This window comes from Vreelandella arctica (assembly GCF_037070215.1).
Classification (GTDB): domain Bacteria; phylum Pseudomonadota; class Gammaproteobacteria; order Pseudomonadales; family Halomonadaceae; genus Vreelandella; species Vreelandella arctica.
Genome location: NZ_JBANSN010000033.1, coordinates 1 through 24,052, shown reverse-complemented (window position 1 = coordinate 24,052; position 24,052 = coordinate 1). Strand labels below are relative to the sequence as shown.

Below are 24,052 nucleotides of genomic sequence, written 5' to 3'. Positions count from 1 at the left end.
AACCTTACTCAAGACTGTTTAATAAACGGCATACGCAGTGCCATTACAATAATTAGAAAAGCACCCCACACGGCGGTGGCCAGATGCTGGCTGGCGCCCATCAGGTTCATACCTGAGGCGATTACCTGCAGGCTCATCAAGCCCAGCACCAAAGGGAGTACGCGTCCAAAGCCGCCAAAGGGATTCGCCCCGGCCAGAAAACAGGCCAGCACGGTAATCAGCAGGTAACTCTCGCCGTGGCCGACACGTACGGAGTTAAAGCGAGCGAGCATCACCATACCTGCGAGGCCGGCGAGCAGACCGGAAATCGTGTAGACGGTAATCAGCACGCGCTTAACATTAATGCCCGAGTACTCAGTCGCGCGGGGATTGGAGCCGAGCATATAGATCGAGAACCCTGTACGGGTAAAGTGCATCACGTACATCAGCCCAGCAGCGGCGGCGAGAAAGATCAGCATGGGAATTGGCACGCCTAGAAAGCTTCCGCTACCGATAGTTTGAAATACCTCAGGCATACCTGAAATGCCGCCACCGCGGGTTAAAAACTCGCCCATACCCTGGAGAAAAATCATTGCACCTAGCGACACCAGAATGGGATGGGCGCCCACATAGGCAACGATGAAGCCAATGAGAAAGCCAGCGGCAGCACCCACCACAAGTCCAGCCATAATCGCCATCGGCACGCTGAGAATCCCCATGCCTGCCAGTAACCCCTGTACCAGCCAGGCGGTGGTGAGCCCAGCAATATTAGCGGTAAAGGTAACCGAGAGGTTGAGTCCGCCGGAAATAATCGGTACCAGCATTGCCAGTGACAGAAGTCCAAGCTCTGGCAACTGCATCGACATTGAGCTGAAATTTGTCGCGGAGAGGAATCCCGGGGCCAGCAGTGAGAAAAACGCGATGCTGATGATCAAAAGGGCCGTCATGGCCATCACTTCGATGCTATCACCACTCAGGCGTACGCCAGCACTGGATGGCATGTTTAGCGGCTTGTTCATACGTTTTGCGCCCTGGTTGAACGGGGCAACAGGTTGCCCAAATTACTGGTCGTGATCGCGATTAAAATAATCAACCCAACAATCATGCGGAAAGCGTAGGGCGTGACGCCCAGCAGGTTAAGGCCGTTTTGCACCACGGCGAGTAGCAGCACGCCCAGCACCGCACCCAGCACCGAGCCTCGCCCGCCGCCCAGCGTTGCGCCGCCCAGCACTACCGCAGCCAAAATGGGCAGTTCCTGGCCGATCAAGGCGTTAGGCACTACCTCTTGCACGGTATGCGCCTGCATAAGACCTGCCACGCCTGCACATAGCCCTAGCCAGCCGTAAGCGAAGGCGTGAATTTTCCACACATTCACGCCTGAACGGCGCGCGGCCTCGGAGCTCGAGCCAAAGCCATAAACCGCACGTCCGAAGCCTGTGCGAGCCAGAATGAACCAGGTGAGCATGACCATGACCGCCATGACGGCGACGGGAAAGTAGAGCGTGGCCGAACCGCGCTCGGCGGGTAGGTCTAGCAGAGGAATTGAGTAGTAGAGCCAGTCGGGAATATCGTAGATCGATACCCCGCCCGTGAAGTACATCAAGAGCCCGAAAAACAGGTTAAAGGTGCCGATGGTGACGATAATCGAGACAATACGAAAACGGTGAATCAGCAGCGCATTAAACAGCCCCAGCAGGGTGCCCACGAGCATTGAGAGGATGATGCCCAGCGGCCAGCTGCCGCCGCCCATCGTTTCGATGAGCAGTGTCATTACGACATACTGCACCACCGACGCCACCACCGCGAAGGAGATATCAATGCCCCCCGCGATGAGTACGACCACCAGCCCGACGGCAAATATGATATTGACCGACTGATTGTTAAGCAGGTCAAACAGGTTCTGAAGGCTTAAGAAACTGTCGGTGGTCAGCGCCAGCACTACCGAGAGCGCCAGAATAATGCTCAGCAGCACCCCTTCGGTGCCGAGTCGTGTGCGCGATAAAAGATTACGCATTGATGATCGCCTCCAGCGCTTCTTCCGTTGTTTCAGAGGGGACCACCTCGGTAACGATGCGCCCTTCGCGCAGAACCAGCGCGCGGTCAGTATTCATCCAGATTTCCCCCGCTTCGTCGGAGATCAAAATAATCGCTACGCCCTGGTCGGCAAGACCGCGGATGATGTCGAAAATACCCGCTTTAGCCCCCACATCGACGCCAATCGTTGGGCAGTCGAGAATGAGAACGTCAGGTTCGGTCGCCAGCCACTTGGCAAGCGCAATGCGCTGTTGGTTGCCACCAGAGAGCGATGAGACCGGCAGTTCGGCATCACTTACCTTGGTTTTAAGCCGCTCTATCCAGCGGGCGGTAAGCGCCTTAATGCGCAGGGGAGAGAGGAAAAAACGCGGTTTCTCAAGCGTCGGTAGCACCGTCACGGCGGTATTCATATTGATCGACTGATTTTGCACCAGGCCAAGATGGAGCCGGTCTTCCGAGAGGTAGGCGATCTTATGGCGCACCGCATCACGGTTAGAGCGTAGCTTGAGCGGCTGACCATCCTTATGAATCTCGCCCGATGTGGGCTTTGTCATACCAAAAATGGTGTGGGCAATTTCGGTACGCCCAGCGCCCAGCAAGCCGGTTAAACCAAGAATTTCCCCGCGATGTAAGGTAAAAGAGATATCTTCAAACTCGCCTGCACGACTCAGGTGCTTAAGCTCCAGTACCGGTTCACCCTGATGGGTTTTAGCCCGTGGGGTGAGCTCAAGCTCAAGGCCTGTCATCAGCGTGGAGAGTCGCGCTTGGGTCATTCCTTCGGTGGGAAAGGTACCCACCAATTGGCCGTTACGTAGCACGGTTACCCGCTGGCACACCTCCAGTACTTCTGACAAGCGGTGGCTGACCAGCACAATAGAAATGCCCTTTTCTGCCAGCGAGCGTGTAATGGCCAGCAGCGACTGCACCTCTTTGAAGGTGAGTGAAGCGGTGGGCTCATCCATAAAGATAATGCTGGCCCCTGCGCGCAACACCCGGCAAATCGCGACCAACTGACGATGGGCAATTGAAAGGTCTTCAACGCGAGCCGTGGGATCCAGTTTCAAACCAAATTGCTGAATAATCTCGCGCGATTGCTGCAGCGCTTTTTTATACGAAATCGGCCGCCATGGCTTTGCAACGTAGTCATCAAAGACGATATTTTCCGCAACAGTGAGGTGCGGAAAGAGCGCCAAATCCTGCCATATGACATGGATGCCTCGGCTGCGCGCCTCTAGCGGGCTAATGGTGGAGAGGGTTTCATTACCAAACGTAAACTCAATACCTGGCTCGGGCTTGTAAACGCCATTGATAATTTTAATGAGGGTACTTTTACCGCAGCCGTTTTCGCCCGCCAGGCACATGACTTCTCCGCGGCGAAGTTCGAATTCGACATCATCCAGCACCCGGCTTTGTCCGAATACCTTGCTAACATGACGCGCTCGAATCGCGATCTCGCTCATCGGCGGCTCCTCTCTAGACATGACGACTCACTTAACATAACTGCCGCGCTCATTGAGCGCGGCAGCATTTACACCAAACGAATAAGCGCGATCTTAAAGGCCGAGCTCTGCCAACTCATCCACGGTATCTTTATTGAGCTCCAGTGGCTGCGAGGCATAGATTGTGTGGCCGTCTAGAGTGATGTCGCCCAGCACTGGCAACTCAGCCCCATCGGTAATCTCTTCGCCGCTATAGAGCATCTCCCCGAGGGCGACGAACGCTTTACCTGCTTCCAGTGGGCTCCATTGGAAACCACCTGTGATAACCCCTTCATGTACCAAACGACGCCCCTGACCCGGTGAGAAAAGCCCCATGACGGCGACATCGCCCTCTAAGCCACGCTCTTTAACCGCACGAGCGGCACCGATGGTGCCTTGGCTGCCAAATGACATAATGCCCGCCAGGTCTTCATGAGCGCGCAGCAGGTCAAGTGTGGTATTACGGCTATCGTCGACGCTCTCAGCCACACCGAAACGTTCAGCCGCTTGGCTCAAGCCTGCGCAGTTTTCATCCAGCCAGTTCACGGCAGCATCTGCCCAGGCATTGTGTGCGGGCACGCTCAGTCCGCCCACATAAACAGCATAGGAGCCCTCGCATCCAGTAGTCTCAGCCAGCAGTTTGGCGTGCTCTTCGCCGAGCTGCTGCGCTGAAATCATTTCAAAGTCGTAATCGATATTCACTGACTCAGGGCTTTCGTGCGTCAGCACAATAATGCCCTGCTCACGCGCGCGCTCAAGCACCGGCTCCAGTACTTCACGGTCGTTGGGCACCACGCCGATGACATCAACACCGCGGCTGATCAGATCTTCAATCGCGCGTACCTGCAGGGCCGGGTCTGCGCTGGTGGGGCCCACCATATAGGCCTCGACACCCAGCTCTTCACCCATCTGCTCAATGCCCATCTCCATGGCATTGAACCAGGGGATGCCACCCACCTTCGCGACCACGGCGATAGTAGGAGACTCCTGAGCCATTGCGCTGGTGCTGCCGATAATGCCTGTTAGCGTAGCCGCGGTAAGAAGTGCTTTGTATTTCATTGTGATTTCCTGCTTGCTGTTGGCTAACCCAGTCAGTGGAATAGCGTGCATTGAAGCGCTTTAATAGTGCTGCTGTACGTTGCGCCATGGTCAAATGAAATGACGCAGACGCTTTGGAGCCTCACAATGCATAGGAATTTAATGCACAGAAACTTTACACAGTGCTGGATACGTTGAGTGGTACCTAAGCGATGCGTCATCGCTATCGTTATTGTCATTTAACCGAGCGTGCACAATCGGTTGTGCAATATGTAGGATTGATCTATTCCTTCATCACGTCAATGCTACTTTTATCTAATCGCAAGGAGCTGCCCCGTGGTTAGCGACTCTTCAGCCAAGCGGCTGACTATTTACGACTTAGCGAGGTTGGCAGAAACGTCGCCTAGTACCGTCAGTGCCGTGCTCAACGGCACTTGGCAGCGCCGTCGCATCAGCAAAAAACTGGCTAGCAAAATTCTTTCCCTCGCCCAAGCGGAAGGCTATTCAGCCAACATGCAGGCCCGTGCGCTGCGCCGGGAGCGTTCGGGGATTATTGGCATGATTCTGCCGCTCTACGACAATCGCTATTTCAGCTCGATTGCCCAACATTTCGAAGCCCAGGCGAGGCGCCGTGGGCTGTTTGCGATTGTCGCTTGTACCAACCGAGACCCGACCCAAGAGCGCGAGGCGGCGCGCATGATGCTCGCCTACCGGGTCGAATGTTTAGTCAGTACCGGGGCCACTGATCCCGACACGATTTCAGCGATGTGCGATGAGAGCGGAGTGGCGAGTATTAACCTGGATTTGCCCGGCGGTAAGGCCCCCTCGATTATTTCCAATAACCGAGAGGGCGCGCAAAAGCTGACCCACGCCATTCTCGATCAGCTAGCCAGCCAAGCGCCAAGTGACAACGCCATCCTGTTTATTGGTGGCCGTGCGGAGGATCACAATACCCGCGAGCGGATTGCTGGATTCACCCAGGCTCGCGCTGAACGCGGGCTTTCCACCTCGGAGGCAGACATCATTCCCTGCGACTATGCCGCCGATAAGGCCCAGGTCGCGCTAGAGGCGTATATACGCCACCGCGCTACGCTTCCCAGCGCGATGTTCGTCAACTCAACGATTTCGCTTGAGGGAATCGTGCGCTGGCTACAGCGGGGCGGCTATCAGCTTGACGATGTGATTGTTGGCTGCTTTGACTGGGACCCGCTGGCCGCTGCGTTTCACCCTCACCTGATCATGGCACGACAAAACGTGGGCGAGATGATCGACCGCGTCTTCGAGGTGATGGATACGCCATCGCCGGATGCCAGTCTGCTTATTGAGGTGCAGCCAGACATCATGGGTGTTTGATTTCCGTACTTTGGCTCAGTATTCAACGTATCGAATAAATAGACGCGTCAATTCAAACAAGAGTGTTAGCGAATGCTCTACACTTCTGACACGCTAATCTCTCTACAGGTTTTTCCATGACGCACAGCATGACCGCCTTCGCCCGCACCGAGCAGGCCGCCCCCTTTGGCACCTTGCAGGTCGAAATTCGCTCGGTGAATCAGCGCTACTTAGAGCCACATTTTCGCCTACATGAAAGCCTACGGGATTTAGAATCGGTGCTGCGCGAAGCACTGCGTACTCGCCTGGCCCGTGGCAAAGTGGAGTGCAGCGTGCGGTTCGAGAGTTCTGAAACTGCTCAAGCGCCGGCGGTGAACGTCCAGCGGTTAAAAGAGATTGCCGACGCCCTAGCCGCCATTCAGCAGCAGGTGCCCAGCGCCGTGCCGCCCACCACGCTCGCGCTTCTCAATCAGCCCGGCGTAATGGAAACCCAGCACCTGGATCAAGACTCCATCAAAGCCGCCGCCAAAGCGCTATTTGACCAAGCGCTGGATGAGCTAATTGACGCCCGCGCCCGTGAAGGCGACAAGCTGGCCGAAATGATTACCACCCGCCTGGCGGCGGCAAGTGAGCAGGTAGCCACAGTGCGCAGCCTGTTACCGCAGATTCTGGAGCGCCAACGCGCCCAGCTGTTGGAACGCCTGGAAGTCGCCAAAACCGAACTCGACCCCCAACGCCTGGAAGCCGAGCTGGTGCTGGTGGCCCAAAAAGCCGATGTGGATGAAGAGCTAGACCGCTTAACGGCGCATATCGAAGAAGTGAGCCACCAGCTCGCCCAAAAAGGCCCCAAAGGCCGCCGCCTGGATTTCCTGATGCAGGAGCTCAACCGGGAAGCTAATACGCTCTCATCAAAATCCGTGGTGGCAGAGACGACCCGCTGCGCGGTGGAGTTAAAGGTGCTGATTGAGCAGATGCGGGAGCAGATTCAGAATATTGAGTGAGGCTGCCTATAACATTGGCCATTACTGGTTGTGACAGTTGAGTGGGAGACCATGCTATTGCGTTGGCATGGGCATTTTACACTGCGGCAGAATGCAGTAATGAGCCTCGCTCAATTCGAGAGACGTTGTATCCTGAGTGGGGAAGGCTTGATAGCAACTGAATACTGTAGGCAGCTTATAAAGTCTACAGCGCTGCTAGTGACACGCCACCGATAGAGAACCCTTCTATGCCCACCCTACGCCACCTCACCTTAACGCTACTGCTCTCTGTGCTGTGTACATTACCACTCAGCGCCCAGGCAAACGACGCCACCTGGCAAGCACTCGAAGAGGGTGGCTTGGTGATTCTAATGCGCCATTCCCTGGCCCCTGGCATTGGCGACCCGCCGGGATTTGAGCGTGGCCGTTGCGAAACTCAGCGCAATCTTTCTGCGGCTGGGCGTGCTCAGGCTGAAGCTGCTGGCCGCGCGTTTCGTGAGCGGGATATTCCCATTGCGGCGGTGTACTCATCAAGCTGGTGCCGGGCGCTGGATACCGCTGAGTTGATGGCGCTGGGACCTATAACATCTACCCCTTGGTTGGATTCGTTCTTTCGCGGGCGCGGCGATCAGGCGTCAATTACTCAAACCGCCCAAGAGCAGATTGCCGCATGGCGGGGGCCGGGTAATTTGCTGCTGGTCACCCATCAGGTGAATATCACTGCGCTGATTGGCGGCGGCGTTAGCTCGGGTGAGATGATCGTGGTGCGTCCAACGGGTGATTCGTTTCAGGTAGTGGGGCGGTTAAGCATTAATAGCCAATAAATTCGCTTCTTATCCACAGGAGCCGTTATAAAGTACAAAAGCGATAAGTGTAGGAGACCTGAATGAAAGCCGTTGTTTTTGAGCAATTTTCCGCCCCACCACAGATCCAGGAACTGCCTGATCCTACCCCTGAGCCGCACGGCGTTGTGGTGAACGTCATGGCGACCGGCGTTTGCCGCAGCGATTGGCATGGTTGGGTGGGGCATGACACCGATATCCAGCTTCCCCATGTGCCGGGGCATGAGCTTTCCGGTGTGATTGAAGTCGTGGGCAAAGACGTAAAAAAGTGGCGCATTGGTGACCGTGTCACGGTTCCATTCGTGGGTGGGTGTGGTACTTGCCCTGAGTGCCACTCCGGCAATCATCAGGTGTGCGATAGCCAGTTTCAGCCCGGTTTTACCCATTGGGGCTCATTTGCCGAGTATGTGAGTATTCACTACGCTGATGTGAATTTGGTCGCGCTGCCAGAAACACTGGATTTTGCAACGGCGGCTAGCTTGGGTTGCCGTTTCGTCACTTCGTTTCGGGCAGTGGTGGATCAGGGCAAAACAGCGGCAGGCCAGTGGGTGGCCGTCCACGGCTGTGGTGGTGTAGGTCTATCGGCGGTGATGATTGCCAATGCGATTGGCGCTAACGTTGTCGCCGTCGATATTTCGGAAGAGGCGCTTAATCTGGCCCGTCAATTGGGCGCCACTGCCACGGTGAATGCCGCCAAGGTAGCCAATATGGTGGAAGCGGTTGCGGAGATAACCCGGGGAGGCGCTCACGTATCGCTGGATGCGCTGGGGCATCCAACGACCTGCTTTAACTCCATCAGCAATTTGCGTAAACGTGGCAAGCATGTGCAGGTCGGGCTGATGTTGGCTGAGAACAGCACACCGGCCATTCCCATGAGTAAAGTCATTGCCCACGAGCTTGAAATACTGGGCAGTCATGGCATGCAGGCGCATCGCTATGACGCCATGCTGGCGATGATACAGTCAGGAAAGCTGGCGCCTGAAAAGCTGATCGGCAAACGGATCACCCTTGAGCAGTCGATTGATGCGCTGATGAACATGGATAAGTTCGAAGGGGCGGGCGTAACAGTAGTGACCGAGTTTTGAGGAAAACGCTGAGACGTTTAATAACAATTTCCTTCAATGAAACGGGGCAAATTATTCGCTCCTCATCGGCGCGTTGAGGTTTTACGCTGGGCGTATTGATAAGGAGTCACTTATGCCATTAGACACTACTCAGTCAGCGCGTCGCGTTATCGCCCAACATTCGGCCCAGCGTGACGATATTGGTGATCTGATTACTCGGCGGCCGCTACCGGGGCCACAGCTTGAACAGCTCGATCCGTTTCTGTTTCTTAACCATCATGGCCCGCAGACCTATCCGGCCAATAACCGTGGGCTGCCGTTCGGCCCGCATCCGCATCGTGGGTTTGAAACAGTCACTTTTATTTTAGAGGGCTCACTGGCCCATGCGGATAGCGCTAAGCATCAAAGCGTGATCAACGCGGGCGGTGTGCAGTGGATGACCGCGGGTAGCGGCATCGTGCATGCGGAAATTTCGCCGCCTGAGTTTTTACGTGAGGGTGGCCCGCTGGAAATTCTGCAGCTATGGGTTAACCTGCCATCCCGCTTGAAAATGAGGGAGCCGCGCTATGTGGGGCTGCAACAGGCGGACATACCTGCCATTGCGCTGCCCGGCGGCGGTGAGCTGAACCTGATTGCAGGTGAGTGGCAGGGGCACGCTGGCCCTATCGAGACGCTCACCGGCGTGTTTATGTCGACGCTGAAATTGCCTGCCGGCGCCCATGAACAGCTGCCCGTTGCCCCTGGGCGGCAGGTGTTTCTTTACGTTGTGAATGGTGATGTCGAAGTGGGCGGTGAGCCGGTTCAGCCTCACCATCTGATCGAAGTAGACCGCGATGGCGATAGCGTTGTTATCGAAGCCAGCAGCGATGCGCGTCTGCTGTTTGGCCATGGCGAAGTGATTGATGAGCCGGTCTACTCCCACGGGCCGTTTGTGATGAATACCCGCGAAGAGATCGTTCAGGCGGTCGACGATTACCAGAACGGCAAATTTGGCGGCCTGGATGCTTAGGCTCTGTCTGAAAAGTCGGCGAGCGAAGGCCAGACAAGGCAAAAATCGGTGAAAAGACGGAGTTTACGTTGTGTAAATGAGTACTTTGAGACGATTTTTAACGCCGTATGGTCGAGCGCAGCCAGTTTTCAGGCTGAGCCTACTGTTTAAAGCGGCTCGCCGCGATAGTAGTGCCACAGAAACAGCGAACCCACGCTACGCCAGGGTGCCCAGTGTTCGACGAGCTGGCGTGCCTGTTTGGGCGTGGGTTTGTCGTCCATGCCTTTAAGGCGGCCTAGCGCTACCCGCAGGGCCAGGTCGTCGGCGGGAAAGACATCCGGGCGTTTGAGCGAGAACATCAGGTAGATCTCGGCGCTCCAGCGGCCAAAGCCACGCAGCTGAGTGATCGCAGTAATCACTTCCTCATCGCTCAGATGCTCAAGCCCATCGGCGCTAAAGGTGCCCGCCAGTTCCGCTTCCGCGAGGCCTTTGGCGTACTCGATCTTGCGCCAGGAGAGCCCGGCATCGCGCAGTGCTTGGCTTTCTACTTCCATGACCGCTTTGGCGTGCAGCTCGGGCAGCAGTGTATTGACGCGGCCCATGATGGCGCGGGCTGCTTCGGTGGATAGCTGTTGGCTGACGATCGTACTGAAAAACGTTGCAAAGCCTTGGTCGCGCTGGCGTGGGCCAGGAGGCCCGACCAATGGGTAGGCGCGGGCAATATCTGGGTCGGCCTGAGCTAATGCTTGCATGGCTTGTTCAATGGTTTCGGGCGTCATCATTGCCTCACGCGTTTAGTAAAAGCCTCACACTAGCAAAGCGAGCGTAGAAGTGGGAAACCGCGGCGCTTATCTTCTTTGCCCGCTAACTTTTTGAGCGCCGTGTGTTTCTACTTTCGTCTAATCCTGCGATCATTTAACGCTAACCGAGATGCCACCAGTGCGATATCCCAAGGAGATAAGCATGCAGGATACGACAGCATCGTCGTCTCAAGGGCTGGCGCGTAACCCGCGCTTGGCCGAATTTGTGTTGGCGCTGGGTGGCTTTGGAATCGGCACCAGCGAGTTCGTCATTATGGGCTTGATGAACCGCGTGGCGGGCGATTTAGCCGTGACCGTGCCCCAGGTGGGCTATGCAATCAGTAGCTACGCACTGGGTGTGGTGGTCGGCGCGCCGCTGATTTCGGCGCTGGCTGCACGGGCGCCCCGGCGGCTTCTGTTGATTGTACTGATGCTGGTATTTGCAGTAGGCAATATCGCCAGTGCCATGGCGCCAGGCTTTTGGTCATTTGTAGGCCTGCGTTTTCTGGCTGGCTTACCGCATGGGGCTTATTTTGGCATTGCAGCGCTGGTGGCGGCGGGGGCGGTGCCGGTCGACCAGCGGGCGCGGGCTATCTCGCGGGTGATGATGGGCTTAACGGTGGCGATTTTGATTGGGGCGCCGTTGGGCACCTGGACAGGAAATCTATTTGGCTGGCAAATTGCGTTTGTGGGGGTCGGGGGCATTGCGCTGCTCACCGCCCTGTTAATCAGGTTTTATGTGCCGATTCAGCCAGTTGATTCGTTTGCGAGCCCTCTGCGTGAACTCTCCGCATTATTAAAACAGCGTGTATTAGTCGCGTTAGCCCTCGCCTGCATTGGCTGCGGCGGTATGTTTGCCATCTTTAGTTATGTGATGCCGACGTTAACCCAGCAGGCGGGCATGAGCGAATCGCTGGGGCCGTTGGTGCTGGTCATTTTTGGCTTGGGTTCCATTGCCGGTAATTTAATCGGCGGGCGTATGGCAGATAAAAACCTGATGCGTGCGATCCCGATCATTCTGCTGTGGTGTGGGGTGGTTCAGGGGTTGTTTTACTTCGCGGCGAATAATGTTTGGACGGGACTACTGTTTGTTGGCCTGGTGGGTACCAGCATGGCGCTGGCACCTTCGTTGCAAACCCGCTTAATGGATGTGGCTGAAGATGCCCAAACCATGGCGGCCTCACTCAATCATGCGGCCTTTAATGGCGCTAATGCTTTAGGTGCGTGGCTGGCGGGGTTGGCGATCAGCGCTGGTTTTAGCTGGTCAAGCACCGGCTTAGTCGGTGCTGGATTAGCGTTCTGCGGGTTGGTCATTTTTGCGGGTGGGCGCTGGCTGGAACAACGCACCTATGGCGCCGTGGCCCAGCGTGTCTAGCGTTGGCTAATTATGCATAAACTTTGCATAGTTATCGAACAGTGATAATTAATATGGCAAAGACGGCGAATCCTCTCTAAGGTGTAAAAGCAGCAACCCATAAGGAGATGAGTATGCATACTCAGGTATTTAAAACGACACGCATAGTAACCCTAGGCGCAGTGGTAGCGTTGACTATCGGCTTGGCAGGCTGCGGTACCTCTACCGGCGAGCGGGCTGCTAGTGGTGCTGGCGTAGGCGCGGCCGTGGGGGCTGGTGCGGCGGCAGCTACAGGCGGTAGCATGACGCAAGGGGCTGTCATTGGCGGTGGTATTGGCGCCGCTACCGGTGCAGCCACGGATGAAGATGACATCAACCTCGAATAAGTAATGGTTGATCTCTTAGCGACACAGTCTAAATCCGCGCATGCCCATGTGAAAGTGATCGGCATGCGCGGCGTTGTAGTCAGGCCCTAATACGTTGCCGAAGGTTTCGCAGGCACCGTCTCGTGCGGCGCGTAAAAACTCCCCCGTTGCACCTTCATCATCCCAGTGGTTGATCAGCGAAATACGCTGACCATTCTCAAACTGAAACCCCACCACATCCAGCGCTTCGGCGGTGGCGTGTTCGCTGCGCCTGCCCGTTTCACGGCCATAAACATTACGGCAGGCAAAGCTACCCACATGGTTAACCTGACTCACCCGGCTGCCTATAATTTCCTCGGCGGCAGGCTGTAACGCGTGGCGTTCATACATCACCCATGCCAGCGCCATGGGGCAGGACGCCACGAAGCTCCGATTAAAAGCGACATCGCTTGACTGCATACGCACGATATTGGAAAGCGGGCAGCTTGCTGTGGGGGTGTAATCGGCCAGTGGTGTGTAGCGCAGCTCGCCTTCGGGCACCGTGTCTAATGCTGCTAAACACCCGGCGCGGTCATCCGCTAAGCGGTTAAGCTTGAGTTGCGTGACGGGTGTGAGGGGATCGTCGATATGTAGCGGAGCCCAGGGCGCCCAGTGGCGGGGAATCTCAATAATGCCTTTTTGCAGGGCTACACCCAGTGCAATCAGGCCTAAAATAAATAGCGTACTGCGCATGCTTACCTCCCTGTATGTCGCTGCCAACGCTACAGTCGCAGCGATGGGTGTGCGATACTGCGCAGCCTTACTGCTCTGCTGCAGTCGCTTTACTGTTCTTTGCTACTTATTTTCGCTACTTATTTTGCCAACTGAGGGGAACGCGCTTCATGTCCCAAGGTACGCTTTTTATCGTTTCTGCTCCGTCGGGTGCTGGCAAGACTAGCTTGGTGCGCGAGCTAATTGAAAGTCTGGATGGGATTCAGGTGTCGGTCTCGCATACCACACGTGCCAAGCGCGAGGGTGAAGTGGATGGCGTGAATTATCATTTCACCGACGTGGCTGAGTTTGAAGCGATGATCGCGCACGGCGAGTTCTTTGAGTATGCCAACGTCTTTGATAATTACTACGGTACTTCGCGGAAGGCGGTCGAGGTATTACTGGCAGCTGGGCAGGACGTTATTCTGGAGATTGACTGGCAGGGCGCCCAGCAAGTGCGTGAGCAAATGCCTGATGCGGTGTCGATTTTTATACTTCCCCCTTCACGCGAAGAGTTAGAGCGGCGCCTTGCTAGCCGCGGCACCGATGAGCATGCGGTGATTGCCCGGCGTATGCGCGATGCAATAAGCGAAATGTCCCATTACCACGAATATGATTACTTGGTAGTGAATGATGACTTCACGACGGCGCTGCAAGAGTTACAATCATTAGTCATCAGCCGACGTTTAAGCCGCCCGGTAATGTGTGAGCGCCATGCGCCACTGTTAGCTGCACTCTTGTCACAGGCGCCTACGGTCGAGTAATCTATCAGGTTCTACTACTTTCTATTGCGTTGCACTATTTTTGTCGCACCATTTTTTTCACTGGGTCGGCGCCGTTCTCTACGGTGTCGGCCCGGTTCCGTCATAACAGGAAGGCTCCCATGGCTCGCGTAACCGTTGAAGATTGTCTTGAAAATGTTGAAAACCGTTTCAAGCTGGTGATGATTTCCACCCAGCGCGCTCGTCAGCTGGCGCGTGGCTCCCGCGATGCGCTGCTGCCATGGGAAAATGACAAGCCCACGGTCATGGCGCTGCGTGAAATTGCCGCAGGCCTGGTGGATCACACGGTACTGGACGAGCCAGTTGAAGCCGCTGTGCGTCCGCGCCCAGCCATGGCGCCTACTCATATCGACGACTAACGTTGCAACGAACCGATAGAGGCGCGGTAGATGTTCACCATTGATGACCTGGCCGATCGACTCGGCGGCTATTTACCCCCGGATGAAATCCAGCAGGTCAAACGTGCCTTTTATTATGCTGAGCAGGCCCACGACGGCCAGCGGCGGCGTTCCGGCGAGCCTTACGTTACCCACCCGCTGGCGGTAGCGAATATTCTTGCCAATATGCACATGGACCATCAAAGCCTGATGGCCGCCATGCTGCATGACGTTATCGAAGATACCGGCGTTTCCAAAAAGGCCCTGGAGGCTCAGTTTGGCAAACCGGTAGCAGAACTGGTCGATGGGGTATCCAAACTTACCCAAATCACCTTTGAAGACAAAGCCGTCGCCCAGGCGGAAAATTTCCAGAAGATGGTGCTGGCGATGTCGCGGGATATCCGCGTTATCATCGTTAAGCTGGCCGACCGGCTGCATAACATGCGCACCCTGGGCGCCTTGCGCCCTGATAAAAAGCGCCGCATTGCCCGCGAAACCCTGGAAATTTATGCCCGCATTGCCGGGCGGTTGGGCATCAACACGATTCGTGTTGAGCTTGAGGATCTCTCTTTTCAAGCGATTCACCCGATGCGCGCCGAACGCATTAAGCGTGCGGTGGCTAAAGCGCGTGGGCATCGGCGCAGCGCGATGCGTGAAATCCAGTCATCGCTGCAAAAAAGCCTGGATGAAGATGGCCTGAACGGCACAGTGATTGGCCGGCAAAAACATCTACTGTCGATCTACAAGAAGATGCGCGACCAGCGTAAGCCCTTCGCCGAAATTATGGATGTGTTTGGATTTCGCATCATTACCGAAGATGTGGCCAGCTGTTACCGAATTTTAGGCGTGGTGCATAACCTCTATAAGCCGGTACCGGGGCGCTTTAAAGACTATATTGCGATTCCCAAAGCGAACGGCTACCAGAGCCTGCATACCACCTTGTTTGGTTCTCGCGGTATGCCTATTGAGGTACAGATACGTACCCGTGAGATGGAAGCGATGGCCAATAACGGTATTGCCGCTCACTGGCTTTACAAGGCAGGGCAAACGTCGCACCCGATTGCCGAAGGCAGCCACGCTCGTGCTCGCGCCTGGGTGAAAGGTTTGCTGGAGATGCAGCGCCACGCTGGCGATTCGCTAGAGTTTATCGAACACGTTAAAAACGACCTGTTCCCTGATGATATCTACGTGTTTACCCCCAAAGGCGACATCATGGAGCTGCCGCAAGGCGCGACCGTGATCGACTTCGCTTATACCGTACACACGGATATTGGCAATAACTGTATTGCTTGCCGGATTGACCGTCACTTGGCACCGCTCTCGACACGCTTAGAGAGCGGCCAGACGTTGGAAATTATTACCGCCCCTGGTGCGCGCCCGAACCTTGCCTGGCTTAGCTTTGTGACCACCGCCAAGGCGCGCTCGGCTATCCGCCATGCGCTGAAATACCAGCAGCAGACCGAAGCTGTCATGCTGGGTCGGCGCTTGCTCAATAAAGCCCTGGCGCCGTTTGATACCAGCCTGGAAGAGCTGGATGAAAGCGCCATTAAACGCGCCTTTAAAGAGTTGGATGTCTCTTCAGAAGAGTCTCTATTGGAATCGCTGGGGCTAGGCAATCGTATGACGCACGTGGTGGCTCGGCGCCTAGTGGATGCCGCCCACGGTGATGATACTTATGAGCATCCCGCGGGAATTGAAGGCAGCAAAGCCGTGGTGATCAGCGGTAGTGAAGGCATGGTGACTAACTTTGCGCGCTGCTGCCACCCGCTACCGGGCGACCCTGTGGTGGGCCACCTTTCTACCGGCAAAGGCTTGGTCGTTCACCGCGCCGAATGTAAAAACGTTGCGGATAAAAACGACCCCGATAAGCTCTTCGCGCTGGAATGGTCGGACACGATTGATGAAGACTTCCCGGTGGCACTGCGTATTGAAATTGAGAGCCGCCGAGGGCTGGTGGCAGAACTGGCCGGACTGGTCACCGATGCCGATGCCAATATCGAGCGTATCGGCATTGAAGAGCGCGATGCCCGGCTTTCCACCGTTAATTTGACGCTGTCAGTGAAAGGACGCGTGCATCTGGCACGCATTATTAAACGCATCCGAAATCTACCCAACGTTAGCAAAATTACCCGACTCGCCAACTAATACGCCTATAACAGCATGCTGATGGTATATCGGTAGTGTTTACTATTGGCTGAGTGGGCAGGGCACTAATTAGAACGACTTATTACCCACTGAAGGAGCGAGACATCGCATGAGCAATAAGGCTGTTATCAACACCAGCAAAGCACCCGCTGCTATTGGCCCGTACTCCCAGGCTATTAAAGCGGGGAACACGGTGTATCTCTCGGGCCAGATTCCGCTAGACCCTACCACCATGACGATTGTCTCTGAGGATTTTGAAGCTCAGGCACGTCAGGTCTTCACCAACCTGCAAGCAGTGTGTGAAGAAGCGGCAGGTTCGCTGAGCGATATCGTTAAGCTGAATCTCTATTTGGTCGACTTGGATAACTTTGCGATTGTTAACCAAGTCATGGAAGAGTTCTTCACCGCGCCTTTCCCCGCCCGAGCCGCTGTTGGCGTGAAAGCGCTGCCCAAAGGCAGTCAGGTGGAAGCGGAAGCGGTGATGGTGATTGGCGATTAACCTAATCGGTTAGACCTGGTTCACCTCTAGGAAGCCGCCCTCTTTGAGCACCTGTGAATAGCCTTCGCGGTAGCTGGGGAAGCGGAACTGATAACCAGTGCTCAAGATGCGCTGGTTATCGCAACGCTTGCTGGTCCGACGGCGCAAAGGGGACTGCATGGTCTCGGTGGCCTCTACTTTAAGCTGAGTCGCCAACCACGTCATCACGTTATGCATGGTGACCGGCTCGCAGTCGCTGCCCAGGTAGATATCGGCCAGCGTTTCACCGCTCTCTTGATAGCGAATCAGGTGGGCGATAATGCCGGTGCAGTCGTCGCGGTGAATGCGATTAGAATAGATCACTGGGGTGATTGCCGCCACGCGGCCTTCAGCGACCTGATGAATCAGCCGGTCACGACCTGGGCCGTAAATGCCTGAGAAGCGAATGACTGTGCCAGGGAGCGAATGATTGATCAGCGCCTGTTCGGCTTCGCACATCAATGTGCCAGAGAAGCTGCTGGGGTCAGTGGGGCTCTCTTCATTGACTACTTCGCCTTCCTGCTGGCCATGTACGCTGGTTGAAGAGACGAAAAACACCCGGCGTGGTGGCGTCTTGTGCTGCTCCATCACACTCAGAACGCGCTTTAACCCTTCTGGGTAGGCGGTTTGATAGGCACTTTCTTCGAAACGGTCAGCGCTGACGGTATAAACCACATAGTCGGCGTGAGGAAGACTTTTGGCATCGGCATCTTCGAGGTCGTTTAAATCCAGCTTCAGCGGTTTAATGCCGGTGCCTTTTAAGGCCTCGACGTTGCGCCGCATCCCAATCACTTGGTGCCCTTCCTCAAGCAACTCGCGCCCAAGGTTGATCCCAATATCGCCACAGCCGATAATCAGTACGGTTAGCTTCACCGTGCTCACTCCTCTTGATTAATATTCCCTATTAGATGCAAAGTCTCTACCAACGTTGACATTGAACTGTGTCATTGTCGGGTGAGAAAACCGTCGGCAGAGCTTGCTTGTCCTTTACCATCCCGCTGACTGCTATGATGCTAGGTTTTTCGTACAACACTATTTTCGTACAAACACTGTTTTCGTACATACCCTAGTCACAAGCTGCTACGAGAGGATGCCACTGGCACCGCTATGACTTTAACAGAACTTCGCTACATCGTAACCCTCGCCCAGGAGCGCCATTTTGGACGCGCGGCAGAACGCTGCCACGTTTCACAGCCCACACTCTCCGTGGCGGTGAAAAAGCTGGAGGAGGAGCTTGAAACGCCGCTATTTGAGCGCTCTAAGTCCACCGTACAAGTTACCCCGCTGGGTGAAAAGATCGTTGCTCAGGCGCAGCGTGTGCTGGAACAGAGCACGCTGATTTTCGAGCTGGCCAGTAGCGGCAAAGACCAGTTGGCCAACCCGCTGCGCATTGGCGCGATTTATACGATCGGGCCCTACCTGTTTCCTCATCTGGTCCCTGCGCTGGCAAATGCGGCCCCGCAGATGCCGCTGTATATTGAAGAAGGCATGACTGGCACGCTGCGCGCCAAACTCAGAAGCGGTGAGCTGGATGTCATCATTGTGGCACTGCCGTTTACAGAAACCGATGTAGTGACAAAGGCCATCTACGAGGAAGACTTTGAGGTATTGATGCCCGCCAATCACCCTTGGGTGTCGCGCGAAGCGATCAATAAAGAGGATTTACTCGAAGAGCGCCTGCTATTGCTCGGTGAAGGTCACTGCTTCCGCGATCAGATTCTGGAAGCCTGCCCGGCGATTACCCAAAAGCTCAACAGTCCTAACAACACGCTGATTGCGGAAGGGGGCTCGCTGGAAACCATTCGCCATATGGTCGCTTCCCGGCTGGGGATTACCGTTCTACCGCAGTCGGCGTTGGGCACTAATCAGTATGAAAACGCCCTACTGGTCAGTCGGCCGTTTGTGGCGCCAGCACCGTCGCGCACCGTGGCGATTGCCTGGCGAGCGAGCTTTCCACGCCCTAAAGCCATTGAGGCGCTGATTCAGGCGATCAGCCACTGCCAGCAGCCTACTCAGGCCGTGAAAAGCGCCCCATGAGCGATCTCTCCGCGCCCATCACCGCGCTGAAAGGCGTGGGCGAAGCGTTGTCGCTGAAGCTTGGCCGGCTGGGGATTGAGCGGGTCAGCGATCTACTGTTTCACCTGCCGCTGCGCTATCAGGACCGTACGCGGCTGACGCCGATTGGCCTGCTGCGGGCAGGGCAGGAGGCGGTGATCGAAGGCGAAGTGACCGCCTGCGATGTGGTTAAAGGTCGCCGCCGCAGCCTGTTGGTACGCCTGCGTGATGCCAGCGGCATTCTGAGCCTGCGCTTTTTTCACTTTTCGCCTGCCCAGCAGCAACAGCTACGCCCTGGTGCGACGGTACGCGCCTTCGGTGAAGCGCGGGCCGGGGCAACCGGTTTAGAGATCTATCACCCCGAATACCGCCTCAGTGGTGGCAGTGAAACGCCGGTCGATGAGTATTTCACACCCATTTACCCCACCACGGAAGGCTTGAACCAACCCCGGCTGCGCGCTCTGGCTCAACAGGCGCTTGGGCTTCTCGACAGTGCCCCCGAGGCCTTGCCCGATGTCATTCCCGATACGCTGCTTCAGCGCTTTCAGCTGCCGGGCTTGCACGCCAGCCTGCACCTGTTACATCAGCCACCGCCCGATGTGAACATCGAGCAACTCACCAGCGGCCAGCACCCGGCCACGCGGCGTTTAGCGCTGGAAGAGCTGCTTGCTCACCAGCTTAGCCTGCGCGAGGTTCGCTTGCGTATTCAGGCCGATGGCGCGCCCACGCTGCCCTCTGGGCGCAGCCTGCAGGCGCGCTTTTTGGCCCAATTACCGTTTGCGCTAACCGGCGCCCAGCGCCGCGTGCTGGAAGAGATCAGCCACGATTTAAGCCGCCCGGCGCCAATGCTACGGCTGATTCAGGGTGATGTGGGTTCGGGAAAAACCGTGGTCGCCGCCATGGCCGCGCTGAGCGCTTTGGCGGGCAATTGTCAGGCGGCGATTATGGCGCCGACTGAAATCCTCGCCGAGCAGCACTACCGCTCGTTTAAAGCCTGGTTTGAGCCGCTGGGTATTGAAGTGGCGTGGCTGGCGGGCAAGCTTAAAGGCAAAGCGCGGCTGGATGCCAAGGCAGCGATTGCCGATGGCCGTGCGCGTATGGTGGTGGGCACCCATGCGCTGTTTCAGGACGACGTGCACTTTGAATGCTTGGGGCTGGCGATTATTGATGAGCAGCACCGCTTTGGCGTGCACCAGCGCCTGGCATTGCGCGAGAAAGGCGAAGCGGGCGGGCTTACCCCGCACCAATTGATTATGACTGCTACGCCGATCCCCCGCACTTTGGCCATGAGCGCCTACGCGGATCTGGATGTGTCGGTGATCGACGAGCTGCCTCCCGGCCGTACGCCGGTGAAAACCGTGGTGGTGCCCGATGAGCGCCGCCCCGAAGTGGTTGAGCGCATTCGACTGGCCTGCAGCGAGGGTCGTCAGGCCTATTGGGTCTGTACGCTGATTGATGAGTCCGACGTGCTGCAGTGTCAGGCCGCCGAAGTTACCCGTGATGAGCTAACGGAGGCGCTGCCTGAGTTGGCGGTGGGCTTGGTGCATGGACGGATGAAATCAAGCGAGAAAGCCGAGGTGATGACTGCCTTCAAAGCGGGGGAGCTGGATCTGCTGGTGGCTACCACGGTCATTGAGGTGGGGGTGGATGTGCCCAACGCCAGCCTGATGGTTATCGAAAACCCCGAGCGTCTGGGGCTTTCGCAGCTTCACCAGTTGCGCGGCCGGGTAGGCCGCGGCAGCACGGAAAGCTTCTGTGTGCTGCTCTATCATCCGCCGCTGTCGAAAAGCTCCCGCCAGCGCTTGGCAGTGATGCGCGAAACTACTGACGGCTTCCGCATCGCCGAGAAAGACCTGGAAATCCGCGGCCCCGGCGAAGTACTCGGCACCCGCCAAACCGGCTTGGCACAGATGAAAATTGCCGACCTGGAACGCGATGCCGACCTTCTGGAACGAGTGAGCACCATGGCCCAAACGCTACAGGGCAATCCTGAGATTACCGCCGTGCTGGTACGCCGTTGGTTAGGCGAAGCCGCAGGGCGCTATGGGCAGGTTTAAGCCGCTGTACTGCTGGCGGTGGGCGCTTCGCTTCCCACTAATCGATTTGCCGCCTCGCCTAGCGGGGCGAGCTGCTCTGTAATAAGACGGAGCTGGCTCTGAATAGGGCGATAAAGGGCGACGGCTTTTTCATCCGTAATAGCGGTATTCTGCCCTTCTAATTGGGCTAACAGTTTGGCGGTTTGATCCGTTAGCGCCTCTATCGGCTGGCGTTTATTCAGCTGTTCTGCGATCTGACCCAACAGCTCTCCAATGCGTTTTGCTACCGGTACCAAAGTGGCGTCGTCTTCATCATCTGCCAACTGATGGCGGTGGGCGCCTAGTGCTGAAAGGTGGCTAAGCAGAGTGTTGGAGAGCACCAGAAAGCGCAGGCCATTGTCTGCGTCCAGTTTACGGTAGTGCCCTGGCTCGTGGAGCATATTGGTGAGTAGCGTGGAGAGTGCCGCGTCAGCGTTATGAGCATTGCGCCGGGCTAGGCGATAGGCCAAGTCATCCTGCTTACCTTCCTCGTACTGATGGATAATCTCTTCCAGGTAGCGGCGGTGGTTATTCAGCGCATTGGCGGCCTCGCGGTAAAGCCTGCGCCCCTGCCAGTCGGGCAAAATAAAAAACACCGCTAAGCCCGCGATCAGCGAGCCAATCAAGGTATCAAACAGGCGGGGCAAGATCAGGTCAAAACCATCCCCTACCTGGTTGAAGCTGCACAGCACCAGTAGCGTGATGGAGGCAGTGGCAATCACGTAGTGTTTTTCGCGGTTGGCGAAGAACGACACCCCAGCGGCCACGGCGATCATGCTCTGCACCAGCGGGTGCGGGAAAAGGCTGATCGACGCCCAGCCCACCAACAGCCCCAGGACCGTGCCCATAATCCGCTGTGATAAGAAGCGTCGCGTGGTAGCGAAGTTGGGTCGGCAGACAAACAGGGTGGTGAGCAGAATCCAGAAACCCTGTTCGGGGTCGATCCATTGCAGAATCCCGTAGCCCGTCATTAACGCAATCGAGAGCCGCACGGCGTGACGAAAGGTGGGCGAGCCAAGGGTAAAGTTGAGGCGCACCCGCTTCCATGCTTCCAGCACACTGGACGGTGAGCGGTCATAAAGCGAGCTGTCGCGCCGTTCATCGCTGACACCAGGATTGTGGGCACTGGCGAGCTGGTTTTCCAACGTGGCTAGGTTATCTGCCAGCGCACTTAGTGGATAAAGTAGCGGACGCCACTCGGGCTTACCTCGGTCGCGTAAGTTCTCAATCGAAGCGTGTAAATCGGCCAGCGCCTCTTCACTCTGCTGATGGTCAAACGGCCGGTTGAGTAGCAGCGATTTGGCTAGCTGGCGACAGGAGCGCCCCTGCTGATCCAGCAGCCTTTGGCAGCGAAACAGCACATCATGATGGAAGAACGCTTTGCTGAGCGCGCTGTACGGGTAGTGAGTGGAGCTGGCGCGTTCATGAATGTCCTGAGCGATAAAGTAGATACGCAGGTAGCGGTTAAGCTTGCGGTCTCCGCGCTGGCCTTCAAGCCGTCTAAAAATCATCTCTTTGGCTTGATTCAGGGCATCGACCACTTTGCCGTTCTGGCGTGCCAGTGCTACCCGGCGCGCCTCCACGTCTACGCCCCGCACCGGCTCGAATAGCGCCGACTTCAGAATCAGAAACTCGCCCAGCGCCTTGTACACTCGCGCCATGCTCTGCTTCACCGGTTGGCGCGAAAATAGCGCGCACCATACGATCGAAATTAACCCGTACCAGACCGCCCCCGCCAACAGCAGCAGTTGGCGCGTGGCCACATCTTCATCAACGCCGCCGTGCTGCTCAATATTGATCATCGAGTAAATCGACAGGATTAACGTGCCGGAGGCTATCGTGGCGTAACGCTGCCCGATAGCGCCCAGCATGATCAGGGTAAACGTTGAAATGCCCAGGCCCACCACGAACAGCCACGGCCAGGGAAACAGCCACTGGACAATAAAAGACGCCGAGGTAAAGCACACCAGCGTCACCATCAGGGCTTGAAAGCGACCTTGCCAGCTGTCGTCAGTTTCAGACAATGCACAGGCGATGATGCCCAGAAAGAGGGGAATCACCAGAGCCACATTGCCCATTAAGCCGCTAAACAGCAGCGCACCGCTGAAGGCTATAAACACGCGCAGGCTGTAGGCGAATTTATCCAGCGTCCAAAGGCGCCGCAGCGGCAAAGAAATGGGCATAGGGTCTCTTAGGATGTTGTTTAGACTTTAGTATAAGTTGCTAGTATAGAGGGTGGCCGGGGCGTTTGTCGCTACCGGTTCAATCAACGTTTAGCGACATGCGCTTATTCTGCTGCTTGCCATACCTTAAATTGCTATACGTTGAAATTCAGCTGTCCTACTCACGTACTGGGTTGGTATAAGATATTGCTGTCATTGTTGCTTCGCGCGGCTTGCCTGATGCTGATGGTAGCCACATTTTGATCGGTAGTCGTTGTGATAGGAACATCCATGAATAATCAGCAGCCTGCCGTTTTACGCTCGACGCGTGCATTGTCGTTGGTAAATTTTTCGCTGGCCGATGTGCGCGATGGCCTCGGTCCGTTTTTAGGCATTTACCTTGTGGCGCTGGGATGGTCGCCCGCTGAAATCGGCTTCGTGATGACCATTGCCGGGTTTGCTAGCCTGATAGCGACAACGCCCGCCGGTATGTTAGCAGATGCTACACGCTATAAACGTTTGTTGGTGGTGGGCTGTGCGGTATTGGTAGCCACCGTCAATCTGGTCCTATTGTTCTGGCCACAAACCTGGTTTATTGCGTTTTCACAGATTGCCACGGGTATCGCCGCGGCGGCCATTGGCCCCGCTATGCTCAGCTTAACCCTAGGCTTAGTGGGCCAGACGGGGCTTGCTCATCAGTTGGGGCAAAACCAGGCCTATAACCATGGCGGCAATGCCACCGCTGCCGTGTTAGCAGCCTTGGCAGGCTATTTTTACGGCGTTGAGGCGGTGTTTTATTTGATGGCTTTTATGGCCCCCCCTCTGTCAGCCTAGTTGTCCGGTTGGCGATATCGCCTAAATCTAATCCAGAGGGAGCGGCATGGAGCCCTTGTGCCACGTTATTCTGCAGAGCGTAAAGCAGCCGTCCTGAAGAA

Annotated in this window: 22 protein-coding genes; 14 read left to right on the top strand and 8 right to left on the bottom strand. The window is 56.3% G+C overall.

What is annotated here, in order from left to right:
* Positions 1-8 precede the first annotated feature (8 nt).
* The 4 genes from V8L70_RS19520 to V8L70_RS19505 form a co-directional block, all read right to left on the bottom strand.
* The gene (locus V8L70_RS19520) at positions 9-998 is read right to left on the bottom strand and encodes an ABC transporter permease (RefSeq protein WP_198555993.1); all 990 of its coding nucleotides are present in this window, start codon (positions 996-998) and stop codon (positions 9-11) included.
* On the bottom strand, positions 995-1,993 hold the full coding sequence (locus tag V8L70_RS19515; RefSeq protein WP_101145475.1) for an ABC transporter permease: 999 nt from the start codon (positions 1,991-1,993) through the stop codon (positions 995-997). Before V8L70_RS19515 ends, V8L70_RS19520 begins: the two co-directional genes overlap by 4 nt.
* A complete protein-coding gene (locus tag V8L70_RS19510; protein WP_198555992.1) occupies positions 1,986-3,473 on the bottom strand; it encodes a sugar ABC transporter ATP-binding protein in 1,488 nt (495 codons plus the stop codon). Before V8L70_RS19510 ends, V8L70_RS19515 begins: the two co-directional genes overlap by 8 nt.
* 93 nt (positions 3,474-3,566) lie before the next feature.
* Positions 3,567-4,550 carry a substrate-binding domain-containing protein gene (locus V8L70_RS19505; RefSeq protein WP_336270397.1) on the bottom strand — a complete coding sequence of 328 codons (984 nt, stop codon included), beginning with the start codon at positions 4,548-4,550 and terminating at the stop codon, positions 3,567-3,569.
* A 315-nt stretch (positions 4,551-4,865) separates the two neighbouring features.
* On the opposite strand from V8L70_RS19505, the gene V8L70_RS19500 reads away from it, so the two are divergent.
* The 5 genes from V8L70_RS19500 to V8L70_RS19480 all read left to right on the top strand — a co-directional run bounded on the left by V8L70_RS19500 (position 4,866) and on the right by V8L70_RS19480 (position 9,756).
* Entirely contained in the window at positions 4,866-5,882 is a 1,017-nt protein-coding gene (locus tag V8L70_RS19500; protein ID WP_101145473.1) for a substrate-binding domain-containing protein, read from the top strand.
* Between the two features lie 116 nt (positions 5,883-5,998).
* Positions 5,999-6,862, top strand: a complete 864-nt coding sequence (locus V8L70_RS19495; protein ID WP_101145472.1) for a YicC/YloC family endoribonuclease — start codon at positions 5,999-6,001, stop codon at positions 6,860-6,862.
* Between the two features lie 227 nt (positions 6,863-7,089).
* Positions 7,090-7,665 carry a histidine phosphatase family protein gene (locus tag V8L70_RS19490; RefSeq protein WP_101145471.1) on the top strand — a complete coding sequence of 192 codons (576 nt, stop codon included), beginning with the start codon at positions 7,090-7,092 and terminating at the stop codon, positions 7,663-7,665.
* 62 nt (positions 7,666-7,727) lie between these two features.
* The gene (locus tag V8L70_RS19485) at positions 7,728-8,768 is read left to right on the top strand and encodes a zinc-dependent alcohol dehydrogenase family protein (RefSeq protein WP_101145470.1); all 1,041 of its coding nucleotides are present in this window, start codon (positions 7,728-7,730) and stop codon (positions 8,766-8,768) included.
* Positions 8,769-8,880: 112 nt separating this feature from the next.
* Positions 8,881-9,756: a pirin family protein gene (locus tag V8L70_RS19480; RefSeq protein WP_101145469.1), complete on the top strand. Its 876-nt coding sequence runs from the start codon at positions 8,881-8,883 to the stop codon at positions 9,754-9,756.
* Positions 9,757-9,902: 146 nt separating this feature from the next.
* Here the strand turns inward: V8L70_RS19480 and V8L70_RS19475 are convergent, their stop codons facing one another.
* Positions 9,903-10,514 carry a DNA-3-methyladenine glycosylase family protein gene (locus V8L70_RS19475; RefSeq protein WP_431313236.1) on the bottom strand — a complete coding sequence of 204 codons (612 nt, stop codon included), beginning with the start codon at positions 10,512-10,514 and terminating at the stop codon, positions 9,903-9,905.
* 184 nt (positions 10,515-10,698) lie between these two features.
* On the opposite strand from V8L70_RS19475, the gene V8L70_RS19470 reads away from it, so the two are divergent.
* Together V8L70_RS19470 and V8L70_RS19465 are read left to right on the top strand one after the other, a co-directional pair.
* Positions 10,699-11,910 (top strand): MFS transporter, encoded by a 1,212-nt coding sequence (locus V8L70_RS19470; protein WP_336270393.1) that lies wholly within the window; start codon positions 10,699-10,701, stop codon positions 11,908-11,910.
* A gap of 113 nt (positions 11,911-12,023) precedes the next feature.
* The gene (locus V8L70_RS19465; protein ID WP_008957112.1) at positions 12,024-12,275 is read left to right on the top strand and encodes a YMGG-like glycine zipper-containing protein; all 252 of its coding nucleotides are present in this window, start codon (positions 12,024-12,026) and stop codon (positions 12,273-12,275) included.
* A gap of 15 nt (positions 12,276-12,290) precedes the next feature.
* Here the strand turns inward: V8L70_RS19465 and V8L70_RS19460 are convergent, their stop codons facing one another.
* On the bottom strand, positions 12,291-12,986 hold the full coding sequence (locus V8L70_RS19460; RefSeq protein WP_336270392.1) for an extensin-like domain-containing protein: 696 nt from the start codon (positions 12,984-12,986) through the stop codon (positions 12,291-12,293).
* Positions 12,987-13,135: 149 nt separating this feature from the next.
* On the opposite strand from V8L70_RS19460, the gene gmk reads away from it, so the two are divergent.
* From gmk to V8L70_RS19440, 4 genes are all read left to right on the top strand, one after another.
* Positions 13,136-13,768 (top strand): guanylate kinase, encoded by a 633-nt coding sequence (gene gmk, locus V8L70_RS19455; RefSeq protein ID WP_336270390.1) that lies wholly within the window; start codon positions 13,136-13,138, stop codon positions 13,766-13,768.
* A 119-nt stretch (positions 13,769-13,887) separates the two neighbouring features.
* Positions 13,888-14,145, top strand: coding sequence for a DNA-directed RNA polymerase subunit omega (gene rpoZ / locus V8L70_RS19450; protein ID WP_007112267.1), 258 nt, complete (start codon positions 13,888-13,890; stop codon positions 14,143-14,145).
* A 30-nt stretch (positions 14,146-14,175) separates the two neighbouring features.
* Positions 14,176-16,308 carry a RelA/SpoT family protein gene (locus V8L70_RS19445; RefSeq protein WP_101145464.1) on the top strand — a complete coding sequence of 711 codons (2,133 nt, stop codon included), beginning with the start codon at positions 14,176-14,178 and terminating at the stop codon, positions 16,306-16,308.
* A 109-nt stretch (positions 16,309-16,417) separates the two neighbouring features.
* Positions 16,418-16,807: a RidA family protein gene (locus tag V8L70_RS19440; RefSeq protein WP_101145463.1), complete on the top strand. Its 390-nt coding sequence runs from the start codon at positions 16,418-16,420 to the stop codon at positions 16,805-16,807.
* Between the two features lie 9 nt (positions 16,808-16,816).
* On the opposite strand, the gene V8L70_RS19435 is transcribed toward V8L70_RS19440, so the two are convergent.
* Positions 16,817-17,698 (bottom strand): SDR family oxidoreductase, encoded by an 882-nt coding sequence (locus V8L70_RS19435; protein WP_101145462.1) that lies wholly within the window; start codon positions 17,696-17,698, stop codon positions 16,817-16,819.
* Between the two features lie 234 nt (positions 17,699-17,932).
* Here V8L70_RS19435 and V8L70_RS19430 point away from each other — a divergent pair, with 234 nt between their 5' ends.
* Complete coding sequence (locus V8L70_RS19430; RefSeq protein WP_101145461.1) at positions 17,933-18,862, top strand: hydrogen peroxide-inducible genes activator; 930 nt, start codon at positions 17,933-17,935, stop codon at positions 18,860-18,862.
* A complete protein-coding gene (gene recG / locus V8L70_RS19425) occupies positions 18,859-20,937 on the top strand; it encodes an ATP-dependent DNA helicase RecG (RefSeq protein WP_101145460.1) in 2,079 nt (692 codons plus the stop codon). The genes V8L70_RS19430 and recG overlap by 4 nt, the downstream gene beginning before the upstream one ends.
* On the opposite strand, the gene yccS is transcribed toward recG, so the two are convergent.
* Positions 20,934-23,138: a YccS family putative transporter gene (gene yccS / locus V8L70_RS19420; protein WP_101145459.1), complete on the bottom strand. Its 2,205-nt coding sequence runs from the start codon at positions 23,136-23,138 to the stop codon at positions 20,934-20,936. The genes recG and yccS overlap by 4 nt on opposite strands.
* Positions 23,139-23,408: 270 nt before the next feature.
* On the opposite strand from yccS, the gene V8L70_RS19415 reads away from it, so the two are divergent.
* Entirely contained in the window at positions 23,409-23,951 is a 543-nt protein-coding gene (locus tag V8L70_RS19415) for an MFS transporter (protein WP_336270381.1), read from the top strand.
* Positions 23,952-24,052 lie beyond the last annotated feature (101 nt).

What these genes read in the sequence shown, in the direction of transcription:
- V8L70_RS19460 (WP_336270392.1), bottom strand. Translation starts at nt 12,986, where the DNA reads ATGCGCAGTACGCTATTTATTTTAGGCCTGATTGCACTGGGTGTAGCC.
- V8L70_RS19490 (WP_101145471.1), top strand. Translation starts at nt 7,090, where the DNA reads ATGCCCACCCTACGCCACCTCACCTTAACGCTACTGCTCTCTGTGCTG.
- gmk (WP_336270390.1), top strand. Translation starts at nt 13,136, where the DNA reads ATGTCCCAAGGTACGCTTTTTATCGTTTCTGCTCCGTCGGGTGCTGGC.
- V8L70_RS19470 (WP_336270393.1), top strand. Translation starts at nt 10,699, where the DNA reads ATGCAGGATACGACAGCATCGTCGTCTCAAGGGCTGGCGCGTAACCCG.
- V8L70_RS19505 (WP_336270397.1), bottom strand. Translation starts at nt 4,550, where the DNA reads ATGAAATACAAAGCACTTCTTACCGCGGCTACGCTAACAGGCATTATC.
- V8L70_RS19480 (WP_101145469.1), top strand. Translation starts at nt 8,881, where the DNA reads ATGCCATTAGACACTACTCAGTCAGCGCGTCGCGTTATCGCCCAACAT.
- rpoZ (WP_007112267.1), top strand. Translation starts at nt 13,888, where the DNA reads ATGGCTCGCGTAACCGTTGAAGATTGTCTTGAAAATGTTGAAAACCGT.
- V8L70_RS19440 (WP_101145463.1), top strand. Translation starts at nt 16,418, where the DNA reads ATGAGCAATAAGGCTGTTATCAACACCAGCAAAGCACCCGCTGCTATT.
- recG (WP_101145460.1), top strand. Translation starts at nt 18,859, where the DNA reads ATGAGCGATCTCTCCGCGCCCATCACCGCGCTGAAAGGCGTGGGCGAA.
- V8L70_RS19445 (WP_101145464.1), top strand. Translation starts at nt 14,176, where the DNA reads ATGTTCACCATTGATGACCTGGCCGATCGACTCGGCGGCTATTTACCC.
- V8L70_RS19415 (WP_336270381.1), top strand. Translation starts at nt 23,409, where the DNA reads ATGAATAATCAGCAGCCTGCCGTTTTACGCTCGACGCGTGCATTGTCG.
- yccS (WP_101145459.1), bottom strand. Translation starts at nt 23,138, where the DNA reads ATGCCCATTTCTTTGCCGCTGCGGCGCCTTTGGACGCTGGATAAATTC.
- V8L70_RS19485 (WP_101145470.1), top strand. Translation starts at nt 7,728, where the DNA reads ATGAAAGCCGTTGTTTTTGAGCAATTTTCCGCCCCACCACAGATCCAG.
- V8L70_RS19430 (WP_101145461.1), top strand. Translation starts at nt 17,933, where the DNA reads ATGACTTTAACAGAACTTCGCTACATCGTAACCCTCGCCCAGGAGCGC.
- V8L70_RS19465 (WP_008957112.1), top strand. Translation starts at nt 12,024, where the DNA reads ATGCATACTCAGGTATTTAAAACGACACGCATAGTAACCCTAGGCGCA.
- V8L70_RS19515 (WP_101145475.1), bottom strand. Translation starts at nt 1,993, where the DNA reads ATGCGTAATCTTTTATCGCGCACACGACTCGGCACCGAAGGGGTGCTG.
- V8L70_RS19510 (WP_198555992.1), bottom strand. Translation starts at nt 3,473, where the DNA reads ATGAGCGAGATCGCGATTCGAGCGCGTCATGTTAGCAAGGTATTCGGA.
- V8L70_RS19475 (WP_431313236.1), bottom strand. Translation starts at nt 10,514, where the DNA reads ATGACGCCCGAAACCATTGAACAAGCCATGCAAGCATTAGCTCAGGCC.
- V8L70_RS19495 (WP_101145472.1), top strand. Translation starts at nt 5,999, where the DNA reads ATGACGCACAGCATGACCGCCTTCGCCCGCACCGAGCAGGCCGCCCCC.
- V8L70_RS19520 (WP_198555993.1), bottom strand. Translation starts at nt 998, where the DNA reads ATGAACAAGCCGCTAAACATGCCATCCAGTGCTGGCGTACGCCTGAGT.